Genomic DNA, 16,187 nt, shown 5'->3' on the forward strand with positions numbered 1-16,187 from the left:
GCCAGTTTTTTTTGTGACAGTAGTAAAATCCGCTTTTGTGCCTGCTTTTAAACAGCATAAACCTGTCCATCAAGGACATAATAAATGCGTAACAATTTCCTCATAAGGAGAGATGCACATGGGTCAAAATCATCGATTCCGTCCAGGACAAAAGGCGCCCAACGACGGAACATACGTGGAAATCGGCGAAACGGGCAGCATGGTGAAGCATCCGAAAATGGTTAAGCTAAATGCCGGAGATGCATTTCCGGAAACGTCTAACCATAATCGTCAGTGGACATATAAAAGAAAACCATAATTACCCGAGCGCAGGATTTCCCTGCGCTTTTTGTATGTAGACAAGTACAGCACATCTCAAATTACTATTTTTTAAGCGTGAGCTTTTTCTAATCTAAAGATTCTAGCACTTGCTTAATTTCTTTTGGTACATATAATAATAAATAAAGGTCAAAAAAGGTCAAAGGAGATGGTGATATGGATGTTAATCGAATGACAGAAAAGCTCCAAGAAGCAGTAGGGCAAGCGCAGACGATTGCAAATAATTATCAGCATCAGGAAATTGATGTCGTTCATATGCTGTTGGCTTTAGTTGAGCAAAAAGATGGTGTAGCCCAGCGCATTCTGCAAAAGCTGCAGATCAATTCTGAACAGATGAAAAAAGATTTGGAGAGGCAACTCGATAAGAAGCCTCGTGTGACAGGTGTAGAACATGGTAAATATGTTTCAGCAGCTCTTGGTCAGATGTTTACAAAAGCAGAAGAAGAACGCAAGCAGCTGCATGATGAGTATATGTCAGTAGAGCATGTTCTGCTTGCAAGTATAGATAGTAGTATGCGCGAGCTATTAACAAAGTACGGCCTAACAAAAGATCGACTGCTACATGTACTAATGGAAATAAGGGGGAATCAACGCGTGACCAGCCAAAATCCGGAAGCAACATATGAAGTACTGCAAAAATATGGGCGTGACCTCGTACAAGAAGTACGACAAGGAAAAATTGATCCTGTGATTGGACGCGATCATGAAATCCGCCGTGTCATTCGTATTTTATCAAGAAAAACGAAAAACAATCCTGTTCTTATCGGTGAGCCCGGTGTTGGTAAAACGGCTATTGTAGAGGGATTAGCACAGCGCATTGTACGGAAAGATGTACCCGAAGGACTCAAGGATAAGACAGTGTTCGTACTTGATATGAGCGCACTTGTCGCAGGCGCAAAGTTTCGCGGAGAGTTTGAAGAGCGATTGCAAGCCGTTTTACATGAAGTGAAGAAAAGTGAAGGTCGCATTTTACTGTTCATTGATGAATTGCATACCATTGTTGGCGCCGGTAAAACGGAAGGAGCGATGGATGCCGGAAACATGCTAAAGCCGATGCTAGCGCGCGGAGAATTGCATTGTATCGGTGCAACAACATTGGATGAGTACCGTAAATATATCGAAAAAGATCCTGCACTGGAACGCCGCTTTCAACAGGTGCAGGTCGAAGAACCGACTGTAGAGGACACAATCTCCATCTTACGCGGTTTAAAGGAACGATTTGAAATTCATCATGGTGTAAATATTCATGATCGTGCTTTGGTTGCGGCTGCGACATTGTCTGACCGTTATATTTCTGATCGCTTTTTGCCTGATAAGGCCATTGATTTAGTAGATGAAGCTTGTGCAACTATTCGAACTGAAATTGATTCACTTCCAACAGAGCTGGACGAGGTTACACGCCGTATGATGCAGCTAGAAATTGAAGAAGCAGCACTTGGTAAGGAAACAGATGTCGCTAGCAAAAATCGTCTGGAGACGTTGCAGCGTGAGCTTGCAGAACTAAAGGAAAAAGCACATGCGATGCGTGCGCAATGGCAGCTTGAAAAAGAAGGAATTCAAGCCGTTCGCAATATGCGTGAACAGTTAGAGAGGTTACGCCGCGAGTTGGAAGAAGCAGAAAGCAACTATGATTTAAATAAAGCGGCCGAGCTTCGCCACGGACGTATTCCGGCCCTTGAGAAAGAACTGCATTTAGCAGAAGAGGAGGCTAATCAAAAACAAACGGAAAATCGCCTGCTTCGGGAAGAGGTAACGGAAGAGGAAATTGCGAGCATTGTATCAAGATGGACGGGCATACCAGTAACGAAGCTAGTAGAAGGTGAACGAGAAAAACTATTGCGCCTAGAGCACATCTTATCTGAGCGTGTTGTCGGACAAGAAGAAGCTGTTGCGCTTGTTTCTGATGCAGTACTGCGCGCGCGTGCCGGTATAAAAGATCCAAATCGTCCAATCGGCTCCTTTATTTTCCTTGGACCTACCGGCGTCGGTAAAACGGAACTTGCTAAAACACTTGCACAATCGCTGTTTGATAGCGAAGAACAAATGATTCGTATTGATATGTCAGAGTATATGGAAAAGCATGCGGTATCAAGACTTATCGGAGCTCCTCCAGGATATGTTGGGTATGAAGAAGGTGGTCAATTGACTGAAGCCGTACGCCGCAAGCCGTATTCGGTTATTTTGTTGGATGAAATTGAAAAGGCGCATCCGGAGGTATTTAATATTTTACTTCAGATGCTAGATGACGGAAGGGTAACTGACTCGCAAGGCCGAACGGTTGACTTTAAAAATACGGTCATTATTATGACATCTAATATCGGCTCGCAGTATTTACTTGAAGGAGTGAATGAAAAAGGTGTCATTCGAGAAGAAGCACGTGAAAATGTCATGGAACAATTGCGTAATCACTTCCGTCCGGAGTTTTTAAATCGCGTAGATGAAATTATTTTATTTAAGCCTTTAACAACAAAGGAAATCACGCGTATCGTAGATAAAATTACAAGTGAATTGCAGGAGCGCTTGCATGTACGAAATATTGCACTTCGTTTGAGTGAAGAGGCAAGAGTATTTGTGGCGGCTGCGGGATTTGATCCGGCATACGGGGCAAGACCGTTGAAGCGTTATATACAGCGTCAAATCGAAACGAAATTGGCCCGCGCTCTTATTGCAGGTACTATTTCTGACAACAGTACTGTTTCTATCGAGGTGGAAAACGGAGAATTAGTTGTAAAAACAGTATGATTAAAAAGCATGGGTTTTTGCCCGTGCTTTTTTATTTATGGCTGTGTTAAAGCCCAATGTTAATTATTTGCACTTGTTGATTGGAGTGAAGGGATAAGACTCCCTAATCGTCCCCGGAAAGCAAACCCCCGTAACGGAACTCAACAACGAGCTTTAACAGAGCCTTATTTTATAGAAGTATCGCGTTCTTGAAAATAGCTATGCAAAACCTTGTTACTAATAAGTAGCTATTAAAAACTTGAGTTTGAAATTAACGTTTTGTGAGGCAACTGAAAGCAGATTGAAGTAGCACTAAGTAGAGTTTCTGACCTTCCCATCACGAAGTTTAATATAAAAAAGCGCCTTGCGCATCCCGCGCAAGGTCGCTCTTAGTGATGCTCTACCGGCTCATTTGGAATTAAAGCGGTCATCGCAACAACAATTACACCCACAACAACAGACAAGATTGTAGCTTGTACAAAGTCATATGTACTGCCCGTCATGGAGGAGATTACGTAGCTGGCCATTTGCATTAAGAAAAATGACCAAAGGAACGCCGTGATAAATTGCATGTGATTCACACTCCTATTGTTCAATTCATTCTTATTGTATCACAAAGAAACCGTTAGCATAGAAAATATTTTCAACGTTAGGGCAAATGAAACCTCGCTACATACATTATAGAAGAATGTATTTTAACAGTAAGGCGGGGGAGATATGTGTGTTACAGAACGCTTCTTTTATTTGGAACAAGAGCCATGTGTTATTCATCTGCCCGAAAAGCCAAACGGTTTTGGAATTATGATATTGGGCGATTATCATCATTTTGTTGAGAGTGGTACAAGTTTGTGGCTGCAGCATAGTGGCCGCTCACGCCTTCTTGAAGAGCTACGCAATATGGGCTATACCATTTTCTCCTCTAATTTGTATGGTCGACATTGGGGAGCAGACAAAGCGATGCGACTTGCAAAACGTTTGTATCATGTTGTGATGAAAAAGGAAATTTTAAACGATAAAATTCATATGATAGCAGAAGGGATGGGCGCTCTTATTGCGCTGGACATGATGCAAAATATGCCGGTGCGCTCAGCAGTTATGTTTAATCCTTGCCTAGATTTGCCTGCTCATCTTCATGTGGAAAAGGAACATAAATTTTTTTATGGTCGACTTGTTAAGGAGTTAACGCAATCATATGAAACGAAAGAAGAGAATATATTGACTCATATTGAAAAGCACTCCTTTCGTAATTATCATTCATCAGTGCCTGTTAAAATGTTCATTCCTATCCATGAAAAGAAAGAGCGAAAAGCAATATATAGAGAGTTTGAGCAGATGCGTGCTAAAAGCGGGAATTCAATTGCCTTATCGTTTCACCTGCAAGAGCATAAATATAAAACGGCGCGGTCTATCATTCAATTTTTCAAAAAGCATGAAACCCTATAAAGAGTCAGTAGTTCAGAGGAGGGATGATAATGAAAGGCGCAGTTGTCATCGGGGCGTTATCATTTATCGGCTATCATCTTGTGCAAACATTGTTAAAAGAAGGAATAGAAGTCCTGGCATTTGACACAGAGGACTTGCTGGCAGCAACGCCTATTAGTGAAGAAAAGCTATTGCTTATCGGTCGACATGCAGGATTTTCTTATCATAGTTTGGGCGAGAGAGAAGAACTAGAAGTAAATCATACGCAAACGGTATATTTTTGTTTGTGTGACCCAAATGAAGCACGGTTTTCTCCAAATGCGGTCACGCATTTACAACGCGCCATTGTAAATTGTCGTAAACATGGGCTACCGCTTATTTTGGTATCAAGTATTAGTCCAAGTGATGCCATGATTCAGATTGAAACAGAGGTGCAATCATATGAGCGTTCGGCGGTGCTTCGTGTACCAGCTGTATACGGACCGTGGCAACCACATTTCATGGTGTATCAGCAGTTGATTGTGGCTGCTATTTCAAAACGCGAACCTATTATAACTGTTTCTGAGAATAACACAGATGCGGTATACGTGGAAGATGTAGTAACGTGCTTGTATGAGCTTGGAAAAAACAATGCTATCGGTATGTACTATGTGGAAAGCGGCGAGGCAAACACCTGGGATCGAGGGATAGAATTATTGAACGGAGATCGTAACATTATGACAATGAGTAAGCGTGCGGTCAAAAAAAAAGGTTCGTCATATCCACTTCGAGCAAAGAGGACGCTGCAAGAAGGGTTGGAACTGCAAAAACGGCATGTGAAAATATATGAGAGTTTGTATGATGTGTAAGCCACTTCTCTTTTTATGCTCCTATTTGCTATAATGAATGTGCATTATAAGGAAAAGGAGCATACATATGGATCAACAAAGAAGCATGCAGCTTATGCAAATCGCCTTTCAATATCTGCCGGAAGCAAAAGCTTTATTGGAAAAAAGCGGAGTAGAGCTTGATATGTCTATGGCACAGCCTGTTATGGATCTGCTTATGAAAGTAATGAATGAAGCGTACGAATTGGGAAAACAGGACGCACAAAATTAAGTCGGCATATGCCGACTTTTTTGCAGTTAAAAAAGTATGAGCTTCTTAGGTGCGGTTGACCTTTAGTACATAAACGAGATGTTCCCGCTTTTTCTGGGTGTGCAGCTGTGCCTGAACGGTCGGCTTCGCTTTTCTATTGTCCAGCTGCGCCTCCCAGGCCCTGCCACCTAAGAACCTCACCCACAAAAAGGCAAAAAGCACCTTTTAGGGGTGAGAACCTTAGGTTCTGTGCCTGAACGGTCGGCTTCGCTTTTCTATTTACATATAGACAAATTGTATAGCATACGCTAAAATTAGTACCAAGTCATAATAATTGATATAAAACGGAGGGATCCCGGATGAACGCAGGTATTTTAGGTGTAGGAAGGTATGTACCGGAACGAATTGTCACCAATGCAGATCTGGAAAAAATCGTTGATACCTCAGATGAGTGGGTGCGCACACGCACAGGCATTGAAGAACGTCGTATCGCAGATGATACAGTAAATACATCACATATGGCAGTAGAAGCAGCTCGTGAAGCAATACGTGATGCAGGAATTAGTCCAGAACAAATTGAATTAATTTTAGTGGCTACGGTAACGCCCGATTATTCATTTCCTACAGTAGCATGTATGATCCAAGAGGAGTTAGGTGCGAAACATGCAGCTGCGATGGATGTGAGCGCAGCATGTGCAGGCTTTATGTATGGTATGATTACTGCGCAGCAGTTTATTCAAACGGGCACATATAAATATGTATTGGTTGTAGGGAGCGATAAGCTTTCTAAAATAGTAGATTGGAAGGATCGCAATACCGCTGTGTTATTTGGAGATGGTGCCGGAGCTACGGTAATGGGCCCTGTCTCTGAAGGACGTGGTATTTTATCATTCGAACTTGGTGCTGATGGCTCTGGCGGCATGCACCTGTATCAGGATGAATATGTTATGATGAATGGTAGAGAGGTATTTAAATTTGCCGTGCGTCAGATGGGTGATTCATCTGTACGCGTTCTTGAAAAGGCAGGGCTAACAAAAGAAGATGTTGATTTCCTTATTCCACATCAAGCTAATATTCGCATCATGGAGGCAGCGAGACAACGTTTAGACTTGCCTGATGAAAAAATGAGCAAAACAATTGCGAAATTTGGTAATACGTCAGCATCGTCTATTCCAATTGCGCTCGTGGAAGAGCTGAATAACGGTAAGATTAAAGACGGTGATTTGATTGTGCTCGTCGGTTTTGGCGGCGGCTTAACATGGGGAGCTGTGGCTCTTCGATGGGGTAAATAAAGTAAAGGAGAGCTGAACATGGAAAAGAAGCGAGTTGTAGTAACGGGATTAGGTGCGCTTACACCAGTTGGTAAGGATGCGCAAACATCTTGGGAAAGTATTATACAAGGTAAGTCGGGGATTGGCCATTTAACAAGGCTGGACAAAGAAATGTATCCGGCTAAAGTCGCGGCTGAAATTCATGACTTTAATCCAGAAGAATACATTGATAAAAAAGAAGCGCGCCGTATGGATCGCTTTACACAATATGCGGTTGCAGCGGCGAAAATGGCAGTACAGGACGCAAAGCTGGAAATCACAGAGGAAAATGCCCCTCAAATCGGAGTTTGGATCGGTTCCGGAATTGGGGGTATGGAAACATATGAAGAGCAGCATCGCATTTTGCTTGAAAAAGGACCGCGTCGCGTTAGTCCGTTCTTTGTGCCCATGATGATTCCGGATATGGCGGCAGGACAAGTGTCCATCGCTTTAGGTGCAAAAGGAATCAACTCTTGCTCCGTTACTGCATGTGCATCTGGCGCAAACTCTATTGGAGATGCGTTTAAAGTAATCCAGCGCGGTGATGCAGTGGCAATGATAACTGGGGGAACAGAAGCGCCGCTTACACATATGGCATTTGCGGGCTTTAGCTCAGCGAAGGCGCTGACGTTTCATGATGATCCGAATACAGCATGTCGCCCATTTGATAAAAATCGCAGCGGTTTTGTTATGGGGGAAGGTGCAGGTATTTTAGTATTAGAAGAGCTTGAGCATGCACTTGCACGTGGCGCGCATATTTACGCGGAAATCGCAGGTTACGGAGCAACAGGAGATGCGTTCCATATTACACTTCCAGCACCGGGCGGAGAAGGCGGGGTTCGCGCGATGCGCCAAGCTCTGGCGGATGCAGGTTTGCAGCCGGAAGACGTGGATTATATCAATGCGCATGGTACAAGTACAGAAGCAAACGAAAAATACGAAACAATGGCTATTAAAGAAGTATTCGGTGAACATGCATACAAGGTAGCTGTGAGTTCAACGAAGTCCATGACAGGTCACTTATTAGGTGCAGCAGGTGCTGTTGAGGCTATCTTCTCCGTTAAAGCCATTGAGGATGGCATTGTACCACCTACTATCAACTATGAAACACCAGATCCGGAATGTGACTTGGACTATGTACCAAATGTAGCAAGAAGACAAGAGGTCCGAGCGGTTCTTAGCAACTCTTTAGGCTTTGGTGGCCATAATGCCGCACTAGTATTCAAAAAATACGAAGCATAAAACAAATAAGGATGTCCTCGGGACATCCTTATTTGTTTTATCAGTAACAGAATATAAGCGCAAGAACTGCTCAGCTTTAAGAGCTGGCCGCAGCTGGATTAAACAATATTAATTTTCTGCTTGTACTTATATAGTAATCCCTCACACTCTCTCATATGTATAAAAGAGAAAGGAGGGGACTTTATGGGAATTATAGATACGTATAGCTGGCTGGAAGAACATTATGAGAAGCCCGAGGAAATCTGTCGCCATTTCACAGAATATATGCCATTAAAACCAATGGACATTTATCGTTTTCTACAATCGCGAGGTATGTACCGGCCGGTCAGAGGCGGGAGAAATGAGCTTCATGAGCGTAAAGAAATATGGGGTATTCTTCAATCTGAATTTACATCGCTGCGCCGCTGGCTGAAAGGACCGGATGTGCCGATATATATTTTACCAGCGGACCGCTTTAACCGTTATATACAGAGGCAATATAATGGAAAATCAGGTTTAGCATTTCGAACTTGCATTTTTTTATTTGTTTCCGATAATAACAGTGAAGATGAGCTTCGGGCAATGTTGACTCATGAATATCACCACGTATGCCGGTTGGCAGCATTCTATAAAGAAGAAGAAGAGTATACGCTGTTAGATACAATGGTGTTGGAAGGATTGGCAGAAGCGGCAGTAGCTGCGCGTCATACACCTGAAATGCATGCGGTATGGGTTTCATATTATACGAAGGAAGAAGCTATTCAATTATGGCATCGTTATGTGAAGAGACATATTGAAGTAAAAAAAGGTACAAAGTTACATGAAGAACTGGTCAACGGACTTGGACGTTATCCAAGATTGCTAGGGTATTGTGTAGGTTATCATATTGTACAGGATTGTCTTGCGCGTCATAAGCTGAGTACGGTGCGTTTACTTAGCATCGATTCGCGCAAAATTTTACAATATGCGGAGGGGTTTTCTACCAAAGATTAAATTGCTGTCAGATTATTTGATACGAATATGAGGAATTTCAGAATGAAAATCAAAAGTAATGCAGAATCTATACAATATCAGAATATATTCCCATTCGTGGAATAAACTTACCGGCGCGTGACCATACTGATATCTACAAACAGTTGTGAAGTGAGGGGTAAGACATGTTGTATCTGCATGATGTATGGGTAAACTGGTTTGAAGGTGAAGAAAACGGTTATAATGTATGTCATTTCTACGAGTGGCGCAAAGATGACACCATTGAATTGCTGGATCAAGTGCCACTTTTGAAAGTCGACTCTGTTTTGTATCATTACATTGAGAATGAGCTTTCAGAACTTCCGCCGCGCTTGCTCGAGGACATACACCAAAAGGCATATATCCGTAAAAATCATGAGCGAATTCAATTGGATTATTGCTTTGTTGTTTCTGATGGTAAAGGTATTCTGGCAGTCGATACAATCGGTTATAATGTACCGATTCGCAAAAGTAGACTCATTCCACGCCAAGAACAAATGGTGTATGAAATGATGGAAAATGCGCAAACGCATAGCTATGAATTGCGAGCTACAGCAGACAAGAAGGAACATCATATTTTATCACCCTCTCCTTACATAATGAACGGACTAACAAGAAAAGAGAGACAGCTTAAACAGCTATTATTCATGGCGCTGGATCAATTGAGAACAGCAAAGAACACATCGGAAATACGCTACTGGTATACAGAGTGGGAGCCAAGTGCTTACAGCGATGTACAAAACTTAGCCTTTGATGACATCTGGACGCGCTTGTACGAAGAAACGAAGTACGGCTGGACAGATAAGCATGAAAGTCTATGTGAACGCCTTGTTAAAGGACAGCCATTTTTTGAGAAGTTGTGGGAAATTGAAAAAGAACAAAAAGTAAACTAAAAAGCTGTTCCGGCATTTCCGGAACAGCTTTTTATTCTGCTTCTGCACCTAAGGAGGGCGCTTCCGCTTTTCTTGTGTCTAGCTATGCTGGCTAGGCGCTGCCATCAGAGAACCTCCGCCCATAAAGGCAAAAAGCGCCTTTTCGATCGGAGAACCTCTGCTTTTGCGCCTAAACGAGCCAGCTCCGCTTTTCTTGTGTCTAGCTCCAGCGCCCAGGTGCTGCCAGCGGATAACCCTCCCCCTTGCAAGGCAAAAAGCGCCTTTACAGGAGAAGGAACCTCCGCTTCTGCCCCTAAGCAGGGCGCTTCCGCTTTTCTTGTTACCTGCGTTTTCTGCTGAGTCCCATTGCATTTTCTACTTTGCGTAATTGCTTCATCGCAACGCGGTTCGCTTTTTCCGCACCCTGCTCTAAAATATCATCCAATTCAGGGGAGTTGATTAGTTCATGGTAACGGTCTTGAATTGGTTTTAATGCGTCAATAACAACTTGTGCTAAATCCGCTTTAAATTCTCCATAGCCCTTGCCTTCGTATTGCGCTTCTAATTCCTCAATCGTTTTTTCTGCAAAAGATGAGTAGATTGTAAGTAGGTTTGAGACACCTGGTTTATTTTCTTTATCGTATTTCACAATACCGTCTGAATCAGTAACTGCACTTTTGATTTTCTTTTCAATCATCTTCGGCTCATCAAGCAAACTAATCATAGATTTTACATTTGGATCGGATTTGCTCATTTTCTTTGTCGGTTCTGTTAATGACATTACACGAGCGCCAACCTTTGGAATTCGAATTTCAGGAATTGTAAACACTTCGCGGTAACGATTATTAAAGCGCTCTGCTAAGTCGCGTGTTAGTTCAATGTGCTGCTTTTGATCATCACCAACTGGTACGATTTCTGTACCATACAATAAAATGTCAGCTGCCATAAGTGGCGGATAAGTAAGTAAAGCTGCGGATACAGCGTCTTTTCCTTTTGATTTATCCTTAAATTGTGTCATACGCTCTAGCTCACCTATATAGGATACGCATTGCATAATCCACCCAAGCTGCGCATGGGCAGGAACTTCAGATTGTACAAATAGCGTGGATTTATCCGGATCAATGCCGCACGCTAGATACAACGCTGCAAGGCTGCGAATGTTTTTGCGTAGCGCTACTGGATCTTGCGCTACTGTAATTGCATGCTGGTTTACAATACAGAAATAACAATCATGTTCATGTTGTAGCTCTGTAAATTGTTTCATAGCTCCTAAATAATTGCCTATTGTAATCGTGCCGCTCGGCTGAATGCCTGAAAAAATAACTGCCATAAAAAACCCTCCTAAACATAATAAAAAGGCCCATTCATCCCTCAATCTAGGGACGAATGGACCGCGGTACCACCCTAATTATTTCGCATATGCGAAATCTCTTACTCCGATAACGCCGGAGAACGCCAAGGCCTACTGCACTGTTCGGTTTGGTGCTCCAAAGTCCATTCCATATCGCGCAAGTACTTGTTTTCACCAACCACAAGCTCTCTGAAACCGCCTCGACATGTACTACTCTTTATCAACGCAATATATTGTATAACTTACATTATAACAAATTCACAGAAAGCAATGCAACTGATAAAGAAGAGCGAGTCAAAGGGAGAGTCCGCAGGCGCATCGTGCAGGAAACGCCCTGACTGCATGCGGAAAGAGAATCACCGTAACGGAAATCAAAAACAAACTTTAACAGAGTCTACACGAAAAACAGGAAGCTAAGAATGGTGGATAGCAGTGCCAAGGCTACACCGGTTAACAGAATAGGATATGTCGGCTTGAATGAGTAAGTTCTGTATAAAATGTCTTTATTATCAAGAGGTCCTTCTTCGTCCTCAATAAAGACAGCTTCTTTTTTTGTAGATTTAAATACTTTTCGAAACGCATAGCGTGTGACGTTAAAAGCGCCTCGTTCAATAATAAACATAAATCCGCCTACAATCAAAAAAGGAAGTGCAATAAGAAAAGAAAAATCGACAAATTTCAACAGGAGATTATGATTTCCTGCGAAAAAAGAAAGTATAAATGCCACAAGTAGGCTGCTTCCCATTAGCCAGCCGAACAGAGAATAGGTGCGTTTCAAAGTGCTTACCTCCGAAAAATATATGTTGTAGTTCATTATACTATATCATTTTATGGACGCAACAGCGAAACTTAAGGGCGAAAGTGTAAGGTTTATGTGAAAAGTCACACAAATATTTACAAAGAATCTAAAAAATACATTATATCTTAAAAATTTTAATAAAAAATATAAAAAGCATATTCACAATTGTCGGATTATATGTATAATTGAACATGTAGAGACCAGACGACAAATTTCGTCAGCCTTATGAAACAAATTAGTAATAAACATCTGTGCGCTGTTTTCGTAATCACTATTGCCGATAAGTTCGCGCTTTTTTTATTTATAGCGACGAGTAACAGTGATTGCGAAGGCAGCGAGAGTGTTTCTGCAACAACGCGAGGAGGTTACAACAAGATGAAAAAGAAACAAACAGCAGTTCTTGCGTCCACAATAGCAGCAAGTATGTTGCTTGGTGCATGCGGCGGAGAAAAACAGTCAAAAACAACAGAAACAAAAAAAGGGACCGACAAGCAAGTATTGAACTTGGTTGAAACATCCGAAATTCCTTCTATGGATACAGCAATGGCGACAGATGCAGTATCTTTTAACGTAATGAACAACACAATGGAAGGTCTTTATACACTTGGTAAGGATGACAAAGAAGTACCTGGTGTAGCCGAGTCTTATGAAAAGAAAGATGACGGCAAAAAATATGTATTCAAATTACGTAAGGATGCAAAATGGTCCAACGGTGATGCTGTAACAGCGAAGGATTTCGTATTCGCTTGGAAGCGTGCGCTAGATCCGGCAACAAAAGCTGAATACGCTTACATTATGTTTGACATTAAGAATGCTGAGAAAGTAAACAAAGGTGAATTACCTGCAGATCAGCTGGGTGTAAAGGCTATTGATGATTACACGTTAGAAGTTGAATTAGAAACTGCAATTCCTTACTTCGTAAGCTTAACAGCGTTCCCAACGTTCTATCCGCAAAATGAGAAGTACGTAAAAGAGCAAGGCACAAAATTTGGTCTGGAAGCAAACACTACACTTTACAACGGTCCGTTTGTTTTAAGCGACTGGAAGCATGAGCAAAGCTTCCAAATGAAGAAGAATCCGACTTACTGGGATAACAAAACAGTTAAGCTTGAGGAAATCAACTTCAACATTGTAAAAGATACGGCAACAGAGGTTAACCTGTACGAGACAAATGCAGTTGATCGTGCTCGTTTGTCAGCTGAATTTGTGGATAAGTACAAGAGCAGTCCAGAATTTAAAACAACGCAAGATCCAACGTTATTCTTCATGCGCTTGAATCAAAAGAACAAAGCTCTTGCGAATAAAGATATTCGTAAAGCAATTTCAATGGCATACGACAAAGAAGGTATTGCAAACGTATTGCTAAATAATGGTTCTATTGGTGCGTATGGATTGGTACCAAAGGATTTTGTTTCTGGTCCTGACAAGAAAGATTTCCGAGCAACAAGCGGTAAGTTTGCAAAAACTGATGTCAAAGAAGCGCAAAAACTGTGGGAAAATGGTAAAAAAGAAGTTGGTGTTGACACAGTTCAACTAGAATTGCTAAACTTTGATAATGAGAATGCCAAAAAAATTGGCGAATACCTAAAAGAGCAGCTTGAGAAGAATTTACCTGGTTTAACAGTAACGATTAAGCAACAACCTTTTGCACAAAAGCTAAAGCTTGAATCTGAAGGTCAATACGATCTTTCCTTTGCTGGTTGGGGACCGGATTATCCAGATCCAATGACATTTATGGATATGTTCGTAACAAACGGTGCTCACAACCAAATGGGTTACTCTAATGCAGAATACGATGAGTTGATCAAGAAGGCTAAAACGGATATGTCCGATTTGAAAGCACGCTGGGACAACTTAGTAAAAGCAGAGAAAATTTTATTTGAAGACGCGGCTATCGCACCTGTATACCAACGCGGTAAAGCGTTCGTTCAGAAAGAGTATGTAAAGAACGTTATTGATCATAAATTCGGCGGCGAGTTCAGCTTTAAGTGGGCTTACATCGAAAAATAAGAAAATACGGAACGTATGTTCAAGAGAGTATATGCCAAGGGCATGTACTCTTCTTTTCCTACATATAGGGAAGGGTATTTTCTAAAGGTAAATTATTTGAACATTTCGTAAAATATGAGGGGGTGCTGGTGTGGGACGTTATACTTTACAACGTTTTATTTACATGATTATTACTTTGTTTTTGATTACAACATTCACATTCTTCTTAATGAAGCTGCTTCCGGGTTCTCCATTGCAAAACCAAGAAAAGCTGACACCGGAGCAAAAAACAATTATTTTGGAAAAATATGGACTAAATGACCCTGTACCTGTGCAATACGCACGTTATATGGCGAATTTGGTGCAAGGTGATTTAGGCATATCTTTTAAATACGACAATCGTCCTGTAACAGAAATGATTAGCACGCGTATCGGGCCTTCTGCACAGCTAGGTCTGCAGGCGTTGATTCTAGGTACATTCTTTGGACTATTACTTGGTATCATTGCTGCATTAAGAAACAACACATGGGCCGACTATGGTGCGACAGTTGTATCGGTACTAGGTATTTCAGTTCCATCCTTCGTATTTGCTGCATTATTGCAGTACTATGTAGGGGTAAAACTTGGGTGGCTACCAGTTGCATTCTGGAAAGGTTTTTCTTACACAATCCTGCCGACGATTGCACTATCTGTTGCGGTAACAGCGAATATTGCTCGCTTCGCGCGTACAGAGCTTCTTGAAGTTATGAACTCTGACTACATCTTAATGGCAAAAGCAAAGGGTGTAAGTCAAACAGGCATCGTAATTAAGCATGCATTGCGTAATGCTTTAATTCCAGTTATCACAATCTTAGGACCAATGGCAGTTAACTTGATGACAGGAACGCTTGTTATTGAGCGTATCTTCTCGGTACCAGGTCTTGGAGAGCAGTTCGTTAACTCCATTACATTGAACGACTACTCAGTTATCATGGGAACGACCATCTTCTATAGTGCGTTGTTCATCATCGTTATTTTCATCGTGGACTTGCTGTATGGAATTGTTGATCCACGCATTCGTTTAGCGGGAGGTAAGAAATAATGAAAGATTTACAAAACCTGTCTCCGGATTTGTTTCAGCCCGCAAACAGAGAAGCGGGTGAGAATGAAAAGATTGTTCGCCCAAGCTTAACTTATTGGCAAGATGTGAGAAGACGTTTATTTAAAAATAAAGGTGCAACTGCCGGTTTGATCGTATTCATGATTGTTGTTTTCTTCGCGGCATTCGGTCCGATGATGAGCAAGTATTCATACAAAGATCAAGATTTGAACCGTGCTAAATTACCTCCTAAAGTACCTGTTCTTGAGCATGTTGCGTTTCTTGGACTTGACGGTGTAGACCAATACGGTGTGGATCAATACGAAAAACGCGGCATTAAAGAATACTTCTGGTTTGGAACAGATGATCTTGGCCGTGATTTATGGACAAGAACCTGGGAAGGAACTCGTGTTTCTCTATATATTGGTTTGTTGGCTGCCGCCATTGATATGATTATCGGTGTCACCTACGGTGGTATATCCGGGTTTTATGGCGGTCGGGTTGATAATATCATGCAGCGTTTTGCTGAAATTTTAAACGGTATTCCGTTCCTGATTATAGTAATTTTGTTCGTTATCATTTTAGAGCCAGGTGTAATCTCTATTTCACTTGCTCTTGTTATTACTGGCTGGATTAGTATGTCCCGTATCGTACGTGGTCAAGTATTGAAGCTAAAAGGGCAAGAATACGTGTTGGCTTCCCGCACATTGGGTGCATCTAACGGTAAATTAATTGCAAAACACTTAATTCCAAACGTAATGGGGCCAATTATTGTTATGGCGATGTTCACGATTCCAGGCGCAATTTTTGCAGAAGCGTTCCTAAGCTTCATTGGTCTTGGTATTCGTCCGCCGTTCGCATCTCTTGGTTCTCTTGTAAATGATGGTTACAAATCCATTCAAACATATCCACACGTTATGTTCGTTCCGGCAATTGTAATCAGCTTATTGATCTTGAGCTTAAACTTGTTGGCAGACGGATTGCGCGATGCTCTAGATCCGAAAATGCGTAAGTAAAA

15 protein-coding genes and 1 other annotated feature are annotated in these 16,187 nt (G+C 41.8%); of the genes, 12 read left to right on the forward strand and 3 right to left on the reverse strand.

All coding sequences use genetic code 11. The features are described from left to right. The first annotated feature begins 118 nt into the window (after positions 1-118). Both MUG87_RS17075 and clpB read left to right on the forward strand, forming a co-directional pair. A complete protein-coding gene (locus MUG87_RS17075) occupies positions 119-298 on the forward strand; it encodes a YjzC family protein (RefSeq protein ID WP_247083764.1) in 180 nt (59 codons plus the stop codon). A gap of 176 nt (positions 299-474) precedes the next feature. Continuing rightward, on the forward strand, positions 475-3,060 hold the full coding sequence (gene clpB, locus MUG87_RS17080) for an ATP-dependent chaperone ClpB (protein WP_247083766.1): 2,586 nt from the start codon (positions 475-477) through the stop codon (positions 3,058-3,060). Positions 3,061-3,428: 368 nt separating this feature from the next. Here the strand turns inward: clpB and MUG87_RS17085 are convergent, their stop codons facing one another. Beyond that, on the reverse strand, positions 3,429-3,611 hold the full coding sequence (locus MUG87_RS17085) for a YjzD family protein (protein WP_247083768.1): 183 nt from the start codon (positions 3,609-3,611) through the stop codon (positions 3,429-3,431). A 145-nt stretch (positions 3,612-3,756) separates the two neighbouring features. On the opposite strand from MUG87_RS17085, the gene MUG87_RS17090 reads away from it, so the two are divergent. From MUG87_RS17090 to MUG87_RS17120, 7 genes are all read left to right on the forward strand, one after another. Continuing rightward, complete coding sequence (locus MUG87_RS17090) at positions 3,757-4,482, forward strand: alpha/beta fold hydrolase (RefSeq protein WP_247083770.1); 726 nt, start codon at positions 3,757-3,759, stop codon at positions 4,480-4,482. A gap of 29 nt (positions 4,483-4,511) precedes the next feature. After that, a complete protein-coding gene (locus tag MUG87_RS17095) occupies positions 4,512-5,309 on the forward strand; it encodes an NAD-dependent epimerase/dehydratase family protein (RefSeq protein WP_247083772.1) in 798 nt (265 codons plus the stop codon). Between the two features lie 67 nt (positions 5,310-5,376). Then, complete coding sequence (locus tag MUG87_RS17100) at positions 5,377-5,559, forward strand: ComZ family protein (protein WP_247083774.1); 183 nt, start codon at positions 5,377-5,379, stop codon at positions 5,557-5,559. A gap of 338 nt (positions 5,560-5,897) precedes the next feature. Continuing rightward, positions 5,898-6,830: a beta-ketoacyl-ACP synthase III gene (locus tag MUG87_RS17105; protein WP_247083776.1), complete on the forward strand. Its 933-nt coding sequence runs from the start codon at positions 5,898-5,900 to the stop codon at positions 6,828-6,830. Between the two features lie 18 nt (positions 6,831-6,848). Further along, entirely contained in the window at positions 6,849-8,090 is a 1,242-nt protein-coding gene (gene fabF, locus MUG87_RS17110; protein WP_247083778.1) for a beta-ketoacyl-ACP synthase II, read from the forward strand. 183 nt (positions 8,091-8,273) lie between these two features. After that, positions 8,274-9,062, forward strand: a complete 789-nt coding sequence (locus MUG87_RS17115; RefSeq protein WP_247083780.1) for a DUF2268 domain-containing putative Zn-dependent protease — start codon at positions 8,274-8,276, stop codon at positions 9,060-9,062. A gap of 164 nt (positions 9,063-9,226) precedes the next feature. After that, positions 9,227-9,973 (forward strand): YjbA family protein, encoded by a 747-nt coding sequence (locus MUG87_RS17120; protein ID WP_247083782.1) that lies wholly within the window; start codon positions 9,227-9,229, stop codon positions 9,971-9,973. A 319-nt stretch (positions 9,974-10,292) separates the two neighbouring features. On the opposite strand, the gene trpS is transcribed toward MUG87_RS17120, so the two are convergent. After that, entirely contained in the window at positions 10,293-11,282 is a 990-nt protein-coding gene (trpS, locus tag MUG87_RS17125; protein ID WP_247083784.1) for a tryptophan--tRNA ligase, read from the reverse strand. Positions 11,283-11,327: 45 nt separating this feature from the next. Further along, positions 11,328-11,536 (reverse strand) — a binding site (T-box leader). Positions 11,537-11,697: 161 nt separating this feature from the next. Next, positions 11,698-12,081 (reverse strand): DUF3899 domain-containing protein, encoded by a 384-nt coding sequence (locus tag MUG87_RS17130; protein ID WP_247083787.1) that lies wholly within the window; start codon positions 12,079-12,081, stop codon positions 11,698-11,700. 396 nt (positions 12,082-12,477) lie between these two features. On the opposite strand from MUG87_RS17130, the gene MUG87_RS17135 reads away from it, so the two are divergent. The 3 genes from MUG87_RS17135 (at position 12,478) to opp3C (ending at position 16,185) form a co-directional block, all read left to right on the forward strand. Then, positions 12,478-14,112 carry a peptide ABC transporter substrate-binding protein gene (locus tag MUG87_RS17135; RefSeq protein WP_247083789.1) on the forward strand — a complete coding sequence of 545 codons (1,635 nt, stop codon included), beginning with the start codon at positions 12,478-12,480 and terminating at the stop codon, positions 14,110-14,112. 130 nt (positions 14,113-14,242) lie between these two features. Beyond that, positions 14,243-15,172, forward strand: coding sequence for an oligopeptide ABC transporter permease (gene opp3b / locus MUG87_RS17140; RefSeq protein WP_124565349.1), 930 nt, complete (start codon positions 14,243-14,245; stop codon positions 15,170-15,172). Further along, positions 15,169-16,185 carry an oligopeptide ABC transporter permease gene (opp3C, locus tag MUG87_RS17145; RefSeq protein ID WP_247087756.1) on the forward strand — a complete coding sequence of 339 codons (1,017 nt, stop codon included), beginning with the start codon at positions 15,169-15,171 and terminating at the stop codon, positions 16,183-16,185. The genes opp3b and opp3C overlap by 4 nt, the downstream gene beginning before the upstream one ends. Positions 16,186-16,187 lie beyond the last annotated feature (2 nt).

It is taken from the genome of Ectobacillus sp. JY-23 (genome assembly GCF_023022965.1).
GTDB lineage: Bacteria > Bacillota > Bacilli > Bacillales > Bacillaceae_G > Ectobacillus.

What these genes read in the sequence shown, in the direction of transcription:
- MUG87_RS17075 (WP_247083764.1), top strand. Translation starts at nt 119, where the DNA reads ATGGGTCAAAATCATCGATTCCGTCCAGGACAAAAGGCGCCCAACGAC.
- clpB (WP_247083766.1), top strand. Translation starts at nt 475, where the DNA reads ATGGATGTTAATCGAATGACAGAAAAGCTCCAAGAAGCAGTAGGGCAA.
- MUG87_RS17085 (WP_247083768.1), bottom strand. Translation starts at nt 3,611, where the DNA reads ATGCAATTTATCACGGCGTTCCTTTGGTCATTTTTCTTAATGCAAATG.
- MUG87_RS17090 (WP_247083770.1), top strand. Translation starts at nt 3,757, where the DNA reads ATGTGTGTTACAGAACGCTTCTTTTATTTGGAACAAGAGCCATGTGTT.
- MUG87_RS17095 (WP_247083772.1), top strand. Translation starts at nt 4,512, where the DNA reads ATGAAAGGCGCAGTTGTCATCGGGGCGTTATCATTTATCGGCTATCAT.
- MUG87_RS17100 (WP_247083774.1), top strand. Translation starts at nt 5,377, where the DNA reads ATGGATCAACAAAGAAGCATGCAGCTTATGCAAATCGCCTTTCAATAT.
- MUG87_RS17105 (WP_247083776.1), top strand. Translation starts at nt 5,898, where the DNA reads ATGAACGCAGGTATTTTAGGTGTAGGAAGGTATGTACCGGAACGAATT.
- fabF (WP_247083778.1), top strand. Translation starts at nt 6,849, where the DNA reads ATGGAAAAGAAGCGAGTTGTAGTAACGGGATTAGGTGCGCTTACACCA.
- MUG87_RS17115 (WP_247083780.1), top strand. Translation starts at nt 8,274, where the DNA reads ATGGGAATTATAGATACGTATAGCTGGCTGGAAGAACATTATGAGAAG.
- MUG87_RS17120 (WP_247083782.1), top strand. Translation starts at nt 9,227, where the DNA reads ATGTTGTATCTGCATGATGTATGGGTAAACTGGTTTGAAGGTGAAGAA.
- trpS (WP_247083784.1), bottom strand. Translation starts at nt 11,282, where the DNA reads ATGGCAGTTATTTTTTCAGGCATTCAGCCGAGCGGCACGATTACAATA.
- MUG87_RS17135 (WP_247083789.1), top strand. Translation starts at nt 12,478, where the DNA reads ATGAAAAAGAAACAAACAGCAGTTCTTGCGTCCACAATAGCAGCAAGT.